This window comes from Herbiconiux sp. 320_LB, assembly GCF_059691755.1.
On record NZ_JCAWAD010000005.1, the window covers coordinates 35,930 to 51,432 of the forward strand.

The following is a 15,503-nucleotide window of genomic DNA, read 5'->3' on the forward strand; positions in this document are numbered from 1 at the left end:
CCTACAGTGTATCGGCCGGGTCGGAGGGGGTCGTGCGCGCGGGGGCGGGGGTGGATGCGGGGGTGCGCGTGGGGGCGGATGCGGCCGGGGTGGATGCGGCCGGGGTGGATGCGGCCGGGGTGGCGCCCGGGGTGGCCCGGGTCGCGCCGGCGACGAGACCGAGGGCGATGGAGACCACGAGCTCGACGAACGACCACAGCCAGACCGCACCGGCGTCGGGCCCCACCTCGGCGAGACGGCCGGGGCCGGCGGCGCCGCCGGACCAGAGGGCGATGAGTCCGAGCGCGGTCGCCCCGACGAGCGCGCCGCCGACCGCGGTGGCGAGCAGCCGGACCACCCGGCCGCCGCGGCCGCGGACCGCCTCGAGGTAGACCGGTCGCAGGAGCGATGCGATGACGAAGCCGACGGCCACCGGCACGACGAGCCCCGCGAACCCCAGCGCGGGCGTGCCCTGCGGGAGGGCGCCGAGCACCGGGAGCGAGGGCACGAGCCCGACCTGGGTCGCGAGCGGGGAGACGGTCGAGCCCGCGCCGATCGCGAACCCGGGGCCGACGAACCACGACATGGTCCACGCGACGAGGTTCGGCAGCAGGGCCAGCTGGCCGAGGGTCAGCGAGATGCCGCCCATGAGGCCGGACTGGAGCCCTTCGTAGAGCGCGACGATCGAAGAGAAGCCGGCGACCACGACGATCGCCAGCGCGACGGCCGACACCCCGACGATCCCGGCGGCGGAGGCGAGACCCGCCCGGAAGGCGAGGGCGACGAGACCGCGGTCCCCGGTCGGCAGCGTGGTCCAGCGGGCGGTGAGCCGGCGGCGGAAGCCGCTCGCGGCGCCGAGTTCGATCGGCGGCGTCCGCCGACCCGTCCAGGCGTAGCCGATCGCGATGCCGAGACCGTAGACGACGGCGGGGAAGACGATGCTCTGCACGAGGGAGGGCTCGGCGCCGTCGATGCGCACGCCCAGCTGCACCAGGAGTCCGAGCAGGCCGACCACGAGCATCCCGACCAGCGCGCCGGTGACCGGGAAGGCCGTCGACCCGAGACGTCTGCCGGCGCGGGTGCCCAGCAGCACCGTGACGAAGGCGAAGCCGAGCGGGGCCAGCCCGACGGTGAAGGGGGTGGCCGCGCCGTCGACGCCGAGGCGCAGGGCGAGTGCCGGGTCGATGGCGAAGAGCACGTCGACGCCGTTGCCGAGCAGCCACAGGTCGCCCGAGGCACGCCAGAACACGAGCCAGTCGACCGCGAGCCCGAACTGCGTCGCCCAGAGGAGGGTGAGCGGGATCAGGGGGATGCCGACGCCGATCGCGACGACGATCAGGGCGTCGAGGGCGGCGAGCAGGGCGGTGAGTGGGCGGTTCATGCGTGGCCGAGCCTACCTGCCGAGTCCGGGGATCCTCCGGCGGCGCTCCGACTCTGCGGCGGCCGTTCCGTCAGTGGAAGAACGCCTTGAGGAGGATGACGATGACGCCGAGGAGCGCGGTGCCCACCGCCCCCAGCAGGCAGATGAACCAGCGGCTGCCGCGTTCGGCGAAGGCGAGCCAGCCGAGCACGAACAGCACCGCGACGCCGACGAACAGGGCCAGCAGATAGGCGTCGTCCTCCGGCAGCACGCCGGCCGCCCCGAGCCCGAGGGCCGCGACCGGGATGATCGCCGCGAGCAGCAATCCGGAGGAGTGCCGGACCGCGCGGCCGAGCGCTTCGCCGAGCGGGATCTCGACGCCGTCGCGCTTGCCGTGGTGGGCGACCGTCGAGGCGAAGACGTGCGCGACCCAGAACACGAAGCTCGTGGCGGCGACGGCGACCATCAGGCTGAAGTCGCTCTCCCCGTCCTCCACGAGCACGATCAGGGCGCTGACGATGATGGTGCCGTAGATCGACTCCGGCGTCACCAGCTCGTGCCGCAGCCGCTGATACAGCGACACGGTCTGCCCGTCGCCGACTGTTCTGCTGCCCCCGGTCACATCGGTCTCCACGCCTTCATCCTGCCAGAACCGCCGAGGTCAGCGGGAAGCCGCCGGCCGTAGCCGACGGCCCTGGGTGGCGGCGCGAGCCGGGGAGCCCGCGCGCAGCACGGGCCCCCCGGGAATTCACAGCGCCGCGTAGACCTCGCGGAGGAGGGCGGCGGTCTCGCTGGGGGTCTTGCCGACGCGCACGCCGGCGGCCTCCAAGGCCTCCTTCTTCGCCTGAGCGGTCCCGGCGCTGCCGGAGACGATCGCACCGGCGTGGCCCATGGTCTTGCCCTCGGGGGCGGTGAAGCCCGCGACGTAGCCGACGACCGGCTTGGTGACGTTCGCCTTGATGAAGTCGGCCGCGCGCTCCTCGGCGTCGCCGCCGATCTCGCCGATCATGACGATCGCCTTGGTCTCCGGGTCGGCCTCGAACGCGGCGAGCGCGTCGATGTGCGTGGTGCCGATGATCGGGTCGCCGCCGATGCCGATGGCGGTCGAGAAGCCGAGGTCGCGCAGCTCGTACATCATCTGGTACGTCAGCGTGCCCGACTTCGAGACCAGGCCGATCGGGCCCTTGCCGGTGATGTTGGCCGGGGTGATGCCGACCAGCGACTCACCGGGGGTGATGATGCCGGGGCAGTTCGGCCCGATGATGCGGGTCTTGTTGCCCTTGGCCGTGGCGTAGGCCCAGGCCTCGGCCGAGTCCTGCACCGGGATGCCCTCGGTGATGACGACCAGCAGCGGGATCTCGGAGTCGATCGCCTCGATGATCGCGTCCTTCGAGAACGCCGGGGGCACGAACGCGATCGACACGTCGGCGCCGGTCTTCTCGATGGCCTCGGCGACCGTGCCGAACACGGGCAGCTCGACGGCGTTGCCGTCCTGGTCGGTGTGGCTGACGGTGGTGCCGGCCTTGCGGGCGTTGACACCGCCGACGACCTGGGTACCGGCCTTGAGCATCAGAGCGGTGTGCTTGGTGCCCTCACCGCCGGTGATGCCCTGGACGATGACCTTGGAATCCTTGTTCAGAAAAATCGACATGTTCTCTCGTCCTCTTCTTACTTCGCAGCCGCGGCGAGCTCGGCCGCCTTGTCGGCGCCCTCGTCCATGGTGAGTGCCAGGGTCACGAGCGGGTGGGCCGCCTCCTCGAGGATGCGGCGCCCCTCCTCGACCTTGTTGCCGTCGAGCCGCACGACGAGGGGCTTGGTGGCGGTGTCGCCGAGCACCTCGAGGGCGCCGACGATGCCGTTGGCCACCGCGTCGCAGGCGGTGATGCCGCCGAACACGTTCACGAAGACGCTCTTGACCTGCTCGTCGCCGAGGATGACGTCGAGACCGTTGGCCATCACCTGAGCGGATGCTCCGCCGCCGATGTCGAGGAAGTTGGCCGGCTTCACACCGTCGTGCTTCTCGCCGGCGTAGGAGACGACGTCGAGGGTCGACATCACGAGCCCGGCGCCGTTGCCGATCACGCCGACCTCGCCGTCGAGCTTCACGTAGTTCAGGCCCAGCTTCTTGGCCTTGGCCTCGAGCGGGTCGGCGGCCTCGGCGTCTTCGAGCGCCTCGTGCTCGGGGTGACGGAAGTCGGCGTTCTCGTCGAGCGAGACCTTGCCGTCGAGGGCAATGATCTCGCCCTCCTCGGTCAGCACGAGCGGGTTCACCTCGACCAGGGTGGCATCCTCGCCCTTGTAGACCTCCCACAGCTTCACGAAGACGGGGGCGACCTTCTCGACCAGGTCTTCGGGGAAGTTGGCGTCCACGGCGATGCGGCGCGCGGTCTCGAGGTCGATGCCCGCGATGGGGTCGACCTCGATGCGGGCGAGGGCCTCGGGGCGCTCGACGGCGAGCTGCTCGATCTCCATGCCGCCCTCGTAGCTGGTCAGCGAGAGGTAGGAGCGGTTGGCGCGGTCCAGCAGCACCGAGAAGTAGAACTCCCGGTCGATGCGGGCACCACCGGCGACCATGACGCGCTTGACCACGTGGCCCTTGATGTCCAGGCCCAGGATGGCCTTCGCGGCCTCCTCGGCGGCTTCGGGGTCTTTCGCGACCTTCACGCCGCCGGCCTTACCGCGGCCACCCACCTTGACCTGGGCCTTCACCACGGTCACTCCGCCGAGGGTCTCGGCTGCGGCCCTGACCTCCTCGGGGGTGTCGGCGATGATGCCCGGGAGCACGGGGACCCCGTAGCTCTCGAACAGGTCTCGGGCTTGGTACTCGAATAGATCCACGCTGGTCTTCCAATCCGCTTTCAACTCGTCGTCCCCGGGTGGGGGACATGACTGATGGCGCGGCGGAATGGATGCCCACTCCGTCGCTCCGGACACCGTAGAGAACTCTACCCCCGCAGGGTCGGCGGGCGTTCCGGAGGCTCCCAGGGGATGTGGAGAGTTCGGTTCGGTGCCGGAGGGTGTCCGCGCCTGCGCTCGTCTGTCCGCCCTCGGCGTTGAACGTCTGCGTCCGACCTCGGGGTCCGCTCCTGCACCCGGTCCTCCCCTGGCGCGGATCGGTGCAGTGTTCTCCACAGATCCCGTCCCCGGGCTCGGCCCTCGCGTCCGCCCGACGACCCTTGGGCCATGACCAGAACCTTCCGACTCCTCGCGTCGCTCCTCTCCGGCGCCGTCCTGCTCCCGCTCCTCCTCCTCGCGGGGGCGGCTCCACCCGCCAACGCCGTCCGGGCCCTCGCACACGGCGACGGTGTCACCTGGCTGGGCGACCACACCTCCTGGCTCGGCAACTACCGTCTGGCCGACGGACGCTCGGGCTACTGCCTCGAGGTCACCAAGGCGCCGCCCGGCGGGTCCGACGTCGACTACCTCCCCGGCGCCTCCGCCGGCTACTCGACCGACGACGCCGCGCGACTGGCGTTCCTCTCACGGCACTGGGGTGCGCCCGGCGACGCGCTCACGGCCGCCGCGGCGCAGCTCGCGACCTGGACGGTCACCGGCCTCGGCGGCCACGACCAGGCCTTCTTCGCCCGTCGCGCCAACGGCGATGCCGCGCTCGTGACCCAGACGGCGAATCGGATGCTCGAGCTCGCGAACGGCGACTCCGGTGCGTCCCGAGGCGTGGCCGCCACGCTGGGCCTGGATGCGAGCGGTGTCGGCGCGCGGGTCCTCACCGATCTGTGGGTCGACTTCCTGAGCGGCGCGCATCCGCTGGCTCCCGCGAGCTACTACGGCGACGTGACCCTGGTGGGTGCGACCTTCGCCGACGGCAGCCACCGCGCCTATCTGGCGAACGGCGTCATGCAGGAGATCGTGCCCGACGAGGAGGGCGGCCTCGAGACCATCTCGGCGCGGGTGGAGTACCACGCGCTCCCCTTCGGGGCCGACTTCCGCTTCGGTCGCAACACCGGTGGCAGCCAGAGCCTCCTGGTCAGCGAGCCGAACCTGCTGAGCGCGGCCGCCACGGCCGACACGACCTCGACCTCGGAACTGCCCTTCCGCCCGCGGGTCGAGACGGTCACCAGCGCCGCGGTGGCCTCGCCGGGCACCGCGCTGACCGACCGGCTGACACTCGACGCGCATCCGGAGTCGGCGACCGGTGGGCAGTGGGGCCTCTACCAGGCGCCGGACGGCGCATTGCTGCCCGTGCCGGTCGTGGTGGCGAGTGTGCTCTGGGGTCCGTTCGGCACCCCACCCGTGTTGTCGTCGACGGTGCCGGCGGATGCGCGGGCCGTCTGCCGGAGCGAGCTCCGGATCGAGACCGGTCCCGGCGTCTACGAGAGCGCCCCCTGCACGATCCCCTCCCCCGGCTACTACGTCTGGACCGACTCGATCGACCCCGCCCGAACCCCCGCCGACCGCGGTGGCACGCGCCTCCAAGGCTTCACCTCCCCCTTCGGAGTCGCCTCCGAAACCACCCTCGTCCCCGCCACCCCCCGCCTCGACACCACCGCCACCTTCACCCCCGCCCCCGCCTCGGGCCCCACCGCGGTCGCCCCCACCGATGACAGCGCACCGCCGTCGATGATGGCGCCGGCTTCGGGTGGCGAACCGTTCTGCGCGCGCGACCGGCTCGTGCTCTCGGGGCTGCCCGAGGGCGCCCCGCCGCTCGCCGTCGTGTCCACCCTCATCGGGCCGCTCCCCGCCGACACTGTAAAGACCCCATCCGAGGCTGCGGACCCGGCTGCGACTGCGGATGCTGATGCGAGTGCGGATGCGGATGCGAGTGCGGGCGTGGCGCGCGAGCTAGCCCGGCCCGCCGGGTCGCTTCCGGTGGCGGGTCGCGTGACCACGACGCTCGGCGCAGACGGCACCCACCTGACCGACTGCATCCCGGTTACCGCACCGGGTTTCTACTACTTCGTCTTCGAGGCCACCCCCGGCTCGGTCCCGTCACCCGTGCCGTCGGCAGAGTCGTCCCGTCCAAGCGGTGAGGACACCACCGAGGTGCGCCGCCTCCTCGACGGCACCGAGCCGGGCGGCGATTCGTCGTCGGCAGCACGCGGAGCAAACCCATCAAGCCCGGTGGCTGAGCCGGTGGCGGTAGAAGCACCGGTACTGGTGGCGGCCTTCTCGGACAATCGGGTGCTGCAGGCCGAATCGTTCGTGCTCACCCCGCCACCCGCGGTGACTCCGCCGGCACCGCCGGTCGTGGGCACGCCGACGCCGACTCCCCCGCCCTTCGCCGCTCCCGAACGCCCGGTCGCCCTCGCGAGCACGGGCGCCCCCGCACCCTCCGGGGCGCTCGCGATCGCCGCGGCAGTCCTCGGCGTCATGACCGGCCTGGCCGGCCTAGCCCTGGCCCTCCGCCGCTGGCCCTGACCCGCACGGCCCAGTTGCCGGCCAGCGGCCGCAGGTTGACAACCACTGATTATTGGTCAGCGGGCGCCGGTCGGCGGGTCAGAGCTTTTCGATGGGGGCGATCTTGATGAGGAGCTTCTTGGGGCCCGCCGACTCGAAGTTCACGTGCGCCACGCGCTTCGAGCCCTCGCCCGTGACCTGGTTCACCCGGCCCTCACCGAAGTCGGTGTGGCGGATGCGGTCTCCGGGCGCCAGCTCGAGGTCGCCGTTGTCACGCACCTGGCCGGTGACCCGGTTCGCCCACTCGGTCTTCGGCCGGGGCGGCCCCGGCGGGATGCCGAAACCGGAGTCGGAATTCCAGCGAGAATTCCCGCCGCCCCCGCCACCGCCGAAGCCACGGCCGCCCCGCGAGGCGTTCAGCGCCCGCGGCTCGGTGCCGCCGCGGGAGGTCGCCATCCCGGGCGACTGGATCCACTCGATCAGCTCGGCCGGGATCTCCTGCAGGTACCGGCTCGGCATCGCCACCGCCGTCTCGCCGAACTGCGCGCGGGTCATCGCCAGAGAGAGGAACAGCCGCTTGCGCGCCCGCGTGATCCCCACGTAGAACAGCCGCCGCTCCTCGGCCGGGCCTCCGGGCTCGCTCGCCGACATCCGGTGCGGCAACAGGTCTTCCTCGATGCCGGTGAGGAAGACGGCGTCGTACTCCAGGCCCTTCGCGGTATGCAGCGTCATCAGCGACACCGTGCCGCTCGAGTCGTCGAGGTCGTCGACCGCCGCCACGAGCGACACCTCGGTCAAGAAGTCGACCAGCGTGCCGTCGGGATTGTTGCGGTTGAACTCCTTCGTGACCGCCAGGAGCTCCTCGATGTTCTCGGCCCGCGCCTCGTCCTGCGGATCCCGCGTCGCCCGCAGACTCGTGACCAGACCGCTGCGCTCCATCAGCACCTGCAGCACCTCGCCGACCTGCGCCTCGCCGCCCGGGCGCTCGGGGTCGACCAGCTCACTGGCCTCGTCGAGCAACGAGGCCAGCTGCAGGATGGCGCCGGTCACCTTCGGCCCGAGCCCGAGCTCTTTCGCCCGGCGCATCGCCTCGCGGTAGCTGATCTCCTCGCGCTCGGCGAACGAGGCCAGCTGGGTCTCGGTCGCGGGGCCGATGCCGCGCTTGGGGGTGTTCAGGATGCGGCGGAGCGCGAGCCCGTCGAAGGGGTTCGCGACGGCCGTGAGGTAGGCCATCGCATCCTTGATCTCGGCCCGCTCGTAGAACTTGGTGCCACCGAGCACTCGGTACGGCAGCGCCGAGCGGATGAAGATCTCCTCCAGCGCACGGGTCTGCGAGTTCGTGCGGTAGAACACGGCGATCTGGTTGTAGGGCGTTCCGCCCTCGTGCAGCTTCGCGATCTCGTCGGCGACGAACTGCGCCTCGTCGTGCCCGGAGTACCCGGTGAAGCCGACGATCTTGTCGCCGTCGCCCACCGCGGTCCACAACTTCTTGTCTTTGCGGTCGAAGTTGTTCGAGATCACCGAGTTGGCGGCGGTGAGGATGTTCTGGGTCGACCGGTAGTTCTGCTCGAGCAGCACGACGCTGGCGCCCGGGAAATCACGCTCGAACTCGACGATGTTGCGGATGTCGGCGCCCCGGAAGGCGTAGATCGATTGGTCGGAGTCACCGACGACCGTGAGGGAGGCTCCCCCGCCACCGAAGGCGGGCAGCCCCGCCAGCTCGTTCGACTCGGGCGGACGGGTGAGCTCGCGGATCAGCGCGTACTGGGCGTGATTGGTGTCTTGGTATTCGTCGACCAGGATGTGGCGGAACCGCCGCTGGTACTTCTCAGCCACCTGCGGGAAGGCGCGGAACAGGTACACCGTCTGGCTGATCAGGTCGTCGAAGTCGAAGGCGTTCGCATCGCGGAGCGCCCGCGTGTAGGCCCGGAAGCACTCGACGAACATCGCGTCGTTCGGGTCGGAGAAGTTCGCCTGGCGCGCGTAGCTCTCGACGTCGGTGAGCTCGTTCTTGAGCTTGGAGATCTTGCCCGTCACCTGCGCGACGGTGAAGCCGTAGGTGTCGGCCTGCAGGTCTTTGATGATCCGCTTCACCAGCGCCCGCGAATCCTGCGAGTCGTAGATCGTGAAGGCCTTCGTGAACCCGAAGTTCTCGGCCTCGCGACGAAGGATGCGCACGCAGGCCGAGTGGAACGTCGAGATCCACATCCCCTCCGCCACCTGACCGAGCAGGTGCCCGACGCGCTCGCGCATCTCGGCCGCGGCCTTGTTGGTGAAGGTGATGGCGAGGATCTGGCTGGGCCAGGCCTCGCCGTTGCGGATGAGGGAGGCGATGCGGTGGGTGAGCACCCGGGTCTTGCCACTGCCGGCACCGGCGACGATCAGCAGGGCGGGGCCCCGGTAGACGACGGCTTCGCGCTGCTCGGGGTTCAGCCCCTCGAGCAACGGGTCGTCGCCCGAACCCTGATCCGAGGCATCACCACGACCGTCCACGATCACGGGGGTGATGCGGGCCGGGGTCGATTCGGTGGTGTCGCTCATGCTGCGACAAGTTTAGTTCGCCCCACCGACACCGGCGTCGGCGCCGCCAGAGACACCGCCACCAAGCCCATCAGCACCAGCACCCCCACCGACACCGACACCGACACCGGCACCGGCACCGGCCGAGCGCACCCGCACCGCCAGCTCCGGCTGATCCGCGAACACCCCGTCGACCCCGCTGCCCAGGATGGCGGCGAACTCCTCCGCCCACCTCCCGAACGCCGCCGGCCCGCCGTCACTCCGGTAGTCGACCGGGAGGAACGCGTTCTCGGCCCGCAACGTCCAGGTGAACACCGAGAGTCCGGCGGCCTGCGCCCGCTCCACGACGTCCGCGACCCCGGTCGACCGCCCCGCCGCATCCCGGGTCAGGATCAGATCCTTGTCGAGGCTCACCCCGTCGACCTCCCGGGCCAGCGCGCGCAGCCCGGCATCCGTCAGCGAGCTGGAGTACGGTGCCGCCGCCGCCCCGCGCCGAACCACCTCGTCGAAGGGCGCGCCCGAGGCCTCGAGCAGGTAGACGTACCGCGCCGGCAGCCCCGACGCACGGAGCGCCAGCAGCACGGTCTTCTCGAACGACTCGATGACGAGCGGATGCGCGCCGTCGCCCCACCCCGCCTCGGCCAGTTCCCGAGCGACGATCTCCCCGATCGGCATGCCCAGCCCCGCGAAGTAGCTCGCGTGCTTGATCTCGACGACCACGCCTCGGCCCGCATCGGCCGCGATGGCGAGCACGTCCCGCAGCCGGAGCACCCCCTCGGCGCCGTCGAAGGCCGCGCTGTCCGGACGGAGCGCCGGCAGCCGCTCCCGCGCGCGCAGGGTCGCGAGCTCGTCCCAGGTGAAGTCCTCGGCGAACCAGCCGTTCTGGGCGACGCCGTCGACGATCTTCTCGGTGCGCCGATCGGCGAACTCGGGGCGGTCGCCCACATCCGTCGTGCCCGAGATCTCGTTCTCGTGCCGCACGACCGGCACGCCGTCCCGCGAGAGCACGACGTCGGGCTCCACGAGGTCGGCCCCGGAGGCGAACGCCAAGCGGTACGCCGAGGCGGTGTGCTCGGGCCGATGGCCGCTGTCCCCCCGATGCCCGATGACGAGAGCAGACGAGGACACGCGACGAGCTGGCGACGACACCCTCACACGCTAGCGCGTGCGACCTTCTTCGCCTTGGGGAACAGCCGCCGGCCCAGCGCCTGGCTCGGCCGCTCGACGAAGCGGTAACAGACCTCGGTCGCGATGGCGACGGCCACCAGCGCGATCGCGAGCTCGACCGTGTACGGCAGCGAGGTGCGCGCGTTGAGCAGCCCGAGGATGCCGAGGCCGAGCGGCGCGTGCACCAGGTAGAGGCTGTAGCTGCGCCGGGCGACGACCGACAGCGGCTTGAACGGCTTCAGCCGCCCCTCTGCGAGCACGGCGATCAGGAAGATGAGGAACGCGAACATCGCGTTCGTCGGGTACGAGTAGTCCGGCAGCAGGTTCGAGGGGTAGATCAGCTCCATGCAGATGATCCAGACCACCCAGGCCGCGATGCCGTAGAGCGCGGCGAGCCACAGCTTCAGCCGCTTGGTCACCACGAGGTAGGTCAGCTGCCCGAGCACGAGCAGCGGCACCATCCCGACGGTGATGATCAGGAAGAACAGGGGGCGCGCCAGGCCGCTCACCGCGAAGACGACCAGCACGATCACGAGGATGGCGGGGCTGAGCAGGAACGGCACCTTCGGGAGCAGCGTCTTCAGCCCCCACATCAGCAGGTAGAACGACATCTCGACCGCCAGCGTCCACGCCACCACCAGGATGATCGTGCGCGGCTCGGCGACATAGTTCGCCAGGCTGAAGTTGGTCAGCAGGTCCCACCCGGTGAGCGCTCCCCCGTCGCCGCTCTTGGCCGGGCTCCCGGTGAGGAAGGCGATGGCGAGCGCGAGCAGCACCGCGAAGACCAGCGGCGGGTAGATCCGCAGGATGCGTTTGGTGATGAACTCGCGCCCGGTCTCACGGGTCGCGGCGTGCGTGATGACGAAGCCGGAGATGAAGAAGAACAGCGCCACCCCGAACCAGCCGAAGCTCTCCACGATCGCCAGCGGCTTCTCGATGAAGCGGTCGACCAGGCGGAACGGCAGCCAGGACCGGCCGGCCGCCTCGAGGAAGAATCCGACGAGGTGCGCCCAGACCACGAGCAGGGCGGCGATGCCGCGCAACTGGTCGAGGAGGCCGAAGAAACCGGGACCGCCCCGCCCGGTCGCCGGAAGCGGCGATGGTGCCGGCACGGCCAGCGGAGAGCTCGGAGCGTCCTTGGACATTGCTAAATGGTCTCACAGCATTCCGCCGACAGTGAATTGGCAGGCAGGGAACGAGCATCCCCGATACCTTTGTAGGACCACGATCACGTTCCCACATGGAAGAGACCGACATGGCAGCAGAGTCCAGCAACCCCGCCTTCGCACGGAATCCGGTGTTCAACGGCAAGGGCGTGGCGAACACGCCCACGATCTCCGCCGAAGGCCTCCAGGAGATGTACCAGCGACCCGCCGCGACCCCGACCGACACCGGCCGGATGAGCTACGAAGACACGATCGTCAAGACGGTCGTGATGTTCGTCATCCTGATCGCCACCGCGGCGGTCAGCTTCCTGGCGAACTACCCCCAGCCGACCGCCCTGGGCCTCGGCCTCATGATCGTCGGCGTCATCGGCGGTCTGGTCCTCGGCCTCGTCAACGCCTTCAAGCGCGAGCCGTCCGCTCCGCTGATCCTGGCCTACGCCGCCTTCGAGGGTCTCGCGGTCGGAGGCCTCTCCGGCTTCTTCGAGTCGCGGTACCCCGGCATCGTCATCCAGGCCGTCCTCGCCACCTTCGCGGTGTTCGGCGTCACGCTGGCGCTGTTCGCGAGCGGTAAGGTCCGCGCCTCGAAGCGGGCGACCAAGATCTTCCTGATCGCGATCATCGGCTACGGCGTGTTCTCGCTGATCAACTTCGTGCTGATGGTCACCGGCGCCGTTCCGAACGCCTTCGGCCTCCGCGGCGTCGAGATCTTCGGCATCCCGCTCGGCCTCGTGATCGGCGTGCTCGCCGTCATCCTCGCCGCCTACTCGCTCGTGCTCGACTTCGACTCCGTGCAGCGCGGCGTCAAGGCCGGTGCGCCGCGGAAGTACGGCTGGTCGGCGGCCTTCGGCCTCACCCTCACCATCGTCTGGCTCTACCTCGAGCTGCTGCGGATCATCGCGATCTTCCGCAACTAGCGCGAGGCGAGGCGAGCCGAGCGCGCGAGACGCGACCCGCTCACCCGCACCGCACGAAGAAGGGGCCGTCCAGCTGGACGGCCCCTTCTGTCATTCCCACTCGATGGTTCCCGGCGGCTTCGACGTCACGTCGAGCACGACCCGGTTCACCCCGGCGACCTCGTTAGTGATCCGGTTCGAGATCCGGGCCAGCACGTCGTAGGGCACCCGCGTCCAGTCGGCGGTCATCGCGTCTTCGGAGGAGACGGGCCGCAGCACGATCGGGTGACCGTAGGTGCGGCCGTCGCCCTGCACACCCACCGAGCGCACGTCGGCCAGCAGAACGACCGGGCACTGCCAGATCTCCGCATCCAGGCCCGCAGCCGTCAGCTCGGCGCGCACGATGGCGTCGGCGTGACGGAGCAGCTCGAGGCGCTCGAAGGTGACCGAGCCGACGATGCGGATGCCGAGCCCCGGGCCGGGGAACGGCTGACGCGACACGATCTCCTCGGGCAGGCCGAGCTCGCGGCCGATGGCGCGCACCTCGTCCTTGAACAGGGCGCGCAGCGGCTCGACGAGCTCGAACTGCAGGTCTTCCGGCAGCCCGCCCACGTTGTGGTGACTCTTGATGTTCGCCGTCCCGCTGCCGCCGCCGGACTCGACGACGTCGGGGTAGAGCGTGCCCTGCACCAGGAAGCGGATGGGGTCGCCGTCGGCCTCGGCCTCGGCGAGGAGGTCGGCCTGGGCCTGCTCGAAGGTGCGGATGAACTCGCGCCCGATGATCTTGCGCTTCTCCTCGGGATCGCTGACGCCCTCGAGAGCGGTGAGGAAGCGCTCGCGCGCATCCACCGTCACGAGGCGCACGCCCGTGGACTTGACGTAGTCCTCCTCGACCTGACGGCGCTCGCCCTCGCGCAGCAGACCGTGGTCGACGAAGACGCAGACCAGCTGGTCGCCGACGGCCTCGTGCACCAGGGCGCCCGCGACGGCGGAGTCGACTCCGCCCGAGAGCGCGCAGATGACCCGCCCGGTGCCGACCTGGGCCCGGATCGAGGCGACCTGGTCGGCGATCACGTTGCCCGGGTTCCAGTCGGCGGGGATGCCGGCGGCACGGTGCAGGAAGTTCTCGATCACGTCCTGCCCGAACGGCGTGTGCTTGACCTCGGGGTGCCACTGCACCCCGTAGAGCCCGCGCTCCGGGTTGGCGAACGCGGCCACGGGGGTCGACGCCGTGCTCGCGAGTACCTCGAAGCCCTCGGGCGCCTGCACGACGGAGTCGCCGTGGCTCATCCAGGTCGACTGCGAGCCGGGCTGGCCGGCGAACAGCACCGATCCGTCGGCCACGGGCTCGTCGAGCGCCATGTCGGTCGAGCCGTACTCGCGGGCACCGGTCTTCGCGACCTCGCCGCCGAGCGCCTTCGCCATCACCTGGAAGCCGTAGCAGATGCCCATGACGGGCACGCCGAGTTCGAGGATGGCCGGGTCCAGGGCCGGGGCCCCCTCCTCGTACACGCTCGACGGCCCGCCGCTCAGCACGATGCCGACCGGGTTCTTCGCGGCCACCTCCGCGGCGCTGATCGAGTGCGGCACGATCTCGGAGTACACGCTGGCCTCGCGCACGCGTCGCGCGATCAGCTGGGCGTACTGGGCGCCGAAGTCGACGACCAGCACCGGGCGGGTGAGCTCGTCGTGGTCGGGGGTCGGTGATCCGCTAATGAGTGGCCTCCACGGTGTCGGTCGTCGCAGTGTCGGGGGTCGCGGCCTCGGCTTCACGCGAGGCGAGATAGGCCTTCACCTCGCGCGCCGTCCGCGCCTCGAGGAAGAAGGAGAGGAAGGGGATGACGCCGCCCAGCGCGAGCAGCACGAAGCGCAGGAAGGGCCACCGCATGAGACTCCAGAGCCGGAAGTCCGAGAACAGGTACACGACGTAGAACCAGCCGTGCGCGATCAGGATGAGGAGGCTGAGGTTGACGGCGACGGTCGTGCCGGACGGCACGAAGGCGAGGAAGCCGCGGGGCCCGCCGAGCTCGAGTTCGAGCCCGATCGGGGTGTACTTCAGGAGCATCTCGGCGCACAGCAGCAGGAGCATCGTGCCGGTGATGATGGAGGCGACCTGGTAGAACTTCAGCGCACCGCGGATGCGCGGGAAGTCCTTCGGTTTCGGGGCGAGGGCCATGGATCTAGCCTACTCGCGCATCCGGAGCGTTATCTGCGGAGGCCTCCGCCTGCTCCTCCGTCTCGCGCTCCCAGGCGTCGCGCACCAGGCGGTACCAGAAGTAGATCGCGAAGCCCGCGAACACGACCCACTCGGCGGCGTAGAAGATATTCAGCCAGTTCAGTTGCACCGAGCGGTCGGGCTCGGGCGACACGATCGCGGTGAGCGGTGCGGGCGGGGTGTCGAGCACGAGGTACCCGCCGTAGACCTCGGCGTCGGAGTCGAACTGCGGCCACCGGTTGACCAGGGCGGCGACCGACATGCTGGTCTGCAGCGGGGTGCCGTCGAGCGACTCCCCCGGCACCGGCTGCTGCTGGTCGCTCGCGACCGGGGCCTCGGTGGGGAGGTAGCGGCCCTGCAGCGTGACCGAGGGTTCCGCCGACGACGGGGCGGATGCGGCGGGTGCGGATGCGGCGGCCCCGGATGCGGCTGCCGCGCCCGACAACGCCTGTGCGGTCGTGCGAGCGAGATCCAGATCCGTGGTCCAGCCCAGCGCCACCGCCAGATAGGTGTCGGCCGGCTGGTCGACCGAGAACTGGCCGATCACCCAGTAGCCGGACGTGTCGTCGTTCAGTCGCCCTCCGAGCACGTCGTAGCCCGAGCCGACCCAGTGGCCGCTGGTCTCGATGCGCTGGGCGGCCTCCGCCTCGAGCACCGGTTTCTGCGGGGCCGCGATCTCCTGCAGCGGCTGCATCGTCTCGCTGCCCGTGTTCAGCACCGCCCCGTTCGTGACGGCACGGCCGAGCTGCCACTGGCCGAGTGCGGCGAAGCCCCCGGCGATTGCGAGCGCGAGCACGAGGGCGGCGATCCAGCGTGGACGCCGCATCACCTGGAAGACGGTCACCGTG

The 15,503-nt window shown here is 70.5% G+C and carries 12 protein-coding genes; 2 read left to right on the top strand and 10 right to left on the bottom strand.

Going from position 1 to position 15,503, the window contains the following annotated elements; all coding sequences use genetic code 11:
- Position 1 precedes the first annotated feature (1 nt).
- From AC59HU_RS13570 to sucC, 4 genes are all read right to left on the bottom strand, one after another.
- Positions 2–1,360: a cell division protein PerM gene (locus tag AC59HU_RS13570; RefSeq protein ID WP_497223967.1), complete on the bottom strand. Its 1,359-nt coding sequence runs from the start codon at positions 1,358–1,360 to the stop codon at positions 2–4.
- Positions 1,361–1,430: 70 nt separating this feature from the next.
- Positions 1,431–1,973 carry a hypothetical protein gene (locus tag AC59HU_RS13575; protein WP_497223968.1) on the bottom strand — a complete coding sequence of 181 codons (543 nt, stop codon included), beginning with the start codon at positions 1,971–1,973 and terminating at the stop codon, positions 1,431–1,433.
- 114 nt (positions 1,974–2,087) lie between these two features.
- Positions 2,088–2,990, bottom strand: coding sequence for a succinate--CoA ligase subunit alpha (gene sucD / locus AC59HU_RS13580; RefSeq protein WP_497223969.1), 903 nt, complete (start codon positions 2,988–2,990; stop codon positions 2,088–2,090).
- A gap of 17 nt (positions 2,991–3,007) precedes the next feature.
- Positions 3,008–4,177, bottom strand: coding sequence for an ADP-forming succinate--CoA ligase subunit beta (sucC, locus tag AC59HU_RS13585; protein ID WP_497223970.1), 1,170 nt, complete (start codon positions 4,175–4,177; stop codon positions 3,008–3,010).
- Positions 4,178–4,522: 345 nt separating this feature from the next.
- Between sucC and AC59HU_RS13590 the strand changes: the two genes are divergently transcribed.
- Positions 4,523–6,715 (top strand): hypothetical protein, encoded by a 2,193-nt coding sequence (locus AC59HU_RS13590; protein ID WP_497223971.1) that lies wholly within the window; start codon positions 4,523–4,525, stop codon positions 6,713–6,715.
- 78 nt (positions 6,716–6,793) lie between these two features.
- Here the strand turns inward: AC59HU_RS13590 and AC59HU_RS13595 are convergent, their stop codons facing one another.
- From AC59HU_RS13595 to AC59HU_RS13605, 3 genes are read right to left on the bottom strand one after another with little or no spacing between them, the layout of a single operon-like run.
- The gene (locus AC59HU_RS13595) at positions 6,794–9,235 is read right to left on the bottom strand and encodes an ATP-dependent helicase (protein WP_497223972.1); all 2,442 of its coding nucleotides are present in this window, start codon (positions 9,233–9,235) and stop codon (positions 6,794–6,796) included.
- A gap of 12 nt (positions 9,236–9,247) precedes the next feature.
- Positions 9,248–10,363, bottom strand: coding sequence for a glycerophosphodiester phosphodiesterase family protein (locus AC59HU_RS13600; RefSeq protein ID WP_497223973.1), 1,116 nt, complete (start codon positions 10,361–10,363; stop codon positions 9,248–9,250).
- A 2-nt stretch (positions 10,364–10,365) separates the two neighbouring features.
- Complete coding sequence (locus tag AC59HU_RS13605) at positions 10,366–11,526, bottom strand: acyltransferase family protein (protein ID WP_497223974.1); 1,161 nt, start codon at positions 11,524–11,526, stop codon at positions 10,366–10,368.
- Between the two features lie 110 nt (positions 11,527–11,636).
- Here AC59HU_RS13605 and AC59HU_RS13610 point away from each other — a divergent pair, with 110 nt between their 5' ends.
- Positions 11,637–12,461, top strand: coding sequence for a Bax inhibitor-1/YccA family protein (locus AC59HU_RS13610; RefSeq protein WP_497223975.1), 825 nt, complete (start codon positions 11,637–11,639; stop codon positions 12,459–12,461).
- A gap of 90 nt (positions 12,462–12,551) precedes the next feature.
- Here AC59HU_RS13610 and guaA read toward each other — a convergent pair whose 3' ends face one another.
- From guaA to AC59HU_RS13625, 3 genes are read right to left on the bottom strand one after another with little or no spacing between them, the layout of a single operon-like run.
- Positions 12,552–14,111: a glutamine-hydrolyzing GMP synthase gene (gene guaA / locus AC59HU_RS13615; protein WP_497223976.1), complete on the bottom strand. Its 1,560-nt coding sequence runs from the start codon at positions 14,109–14,111 to the stop codon at positions 12,552–12,554.
- A gap of 40 nt (positions 14,112–14,151) precedes the next feature.
- Positions 14,152–14,616, bottom strand: coding sequence for a DUF3817 domain-containing protein (locus AC59HU_RS13620; RefSeq protein ID WP_497223977.1), 465 nt, complete (start codon positions 14,614–14,616; stop codon positions 14,152–14,154).
- A 4-nt stretch (positions 14,617–14,620) separates the two neighbouring features.
- Complete coding sequence (locus AC59HU_RS13625; protein ID WP_497224294.1) at positions 14,621–15,499, bottom strand: SURF1 family cytochrome oxidase biogenesis protein; 879 nt, start codon at positions 15,497–15,499, stop codon at positions 14,621–14,623.
- Positions 15,500–15,503 lie beyond the last annotated feature (4 nt).

Bases quoted from the DNA above. Each gene is read 5' to 3' on its own strand.
- AC59HU_RS13570 (WP_497223967.1), bottom strand. From the start codon at position 1,360: ATGAACCGCCCACTCACCGCCCTGCTCGCCGCCCTCGACGCCCTGATC.
- sucD (WP_497223969.1), bottom strand. From the start codon at position 2,990: ATGTCGATTTTTCTGAACAAGGATTCCAAGGTCATCGTCCAGGGCATC.
- AC59HU_RS13590 (WP_497223971.1), top strand. From the start codon at position 4,523: ATGACCAGAACCTTCCGACTCCTCGCGTCGCTCCTCTCCGGCGCCGTC.
- AC59HU_RS13595 (WP_497223972.1), bottom strand. From the start codon at position 9,235: ATGAGCGACACCACCGAATCGACCCCGGCCCGCATCACCCCCGTGATC.
- AC59HU_RS13605 (WP_497223974.1), bottom strand. From the start codon at position 11,526: ATGTCCAAGGACGCTCCGAGCTCTCCGCTGGCCGTGCCGGCACCATCG.
- AC59HU_RS13610 (WP_497223975.1), top strand. From the start codon at position 11,637: ATGGCAGCAGAGTCCAGCAACCCCGCCTTCGCACGGAATCCGGTGTTC.
- AC59HU_RS13620 (WP_497223977.1), bottom strand. From the start codon at position 14,616: ATGGCCCTCGCCCCGAAACCGAAGGACTTCCCGCGCATCCGCGGTGCG.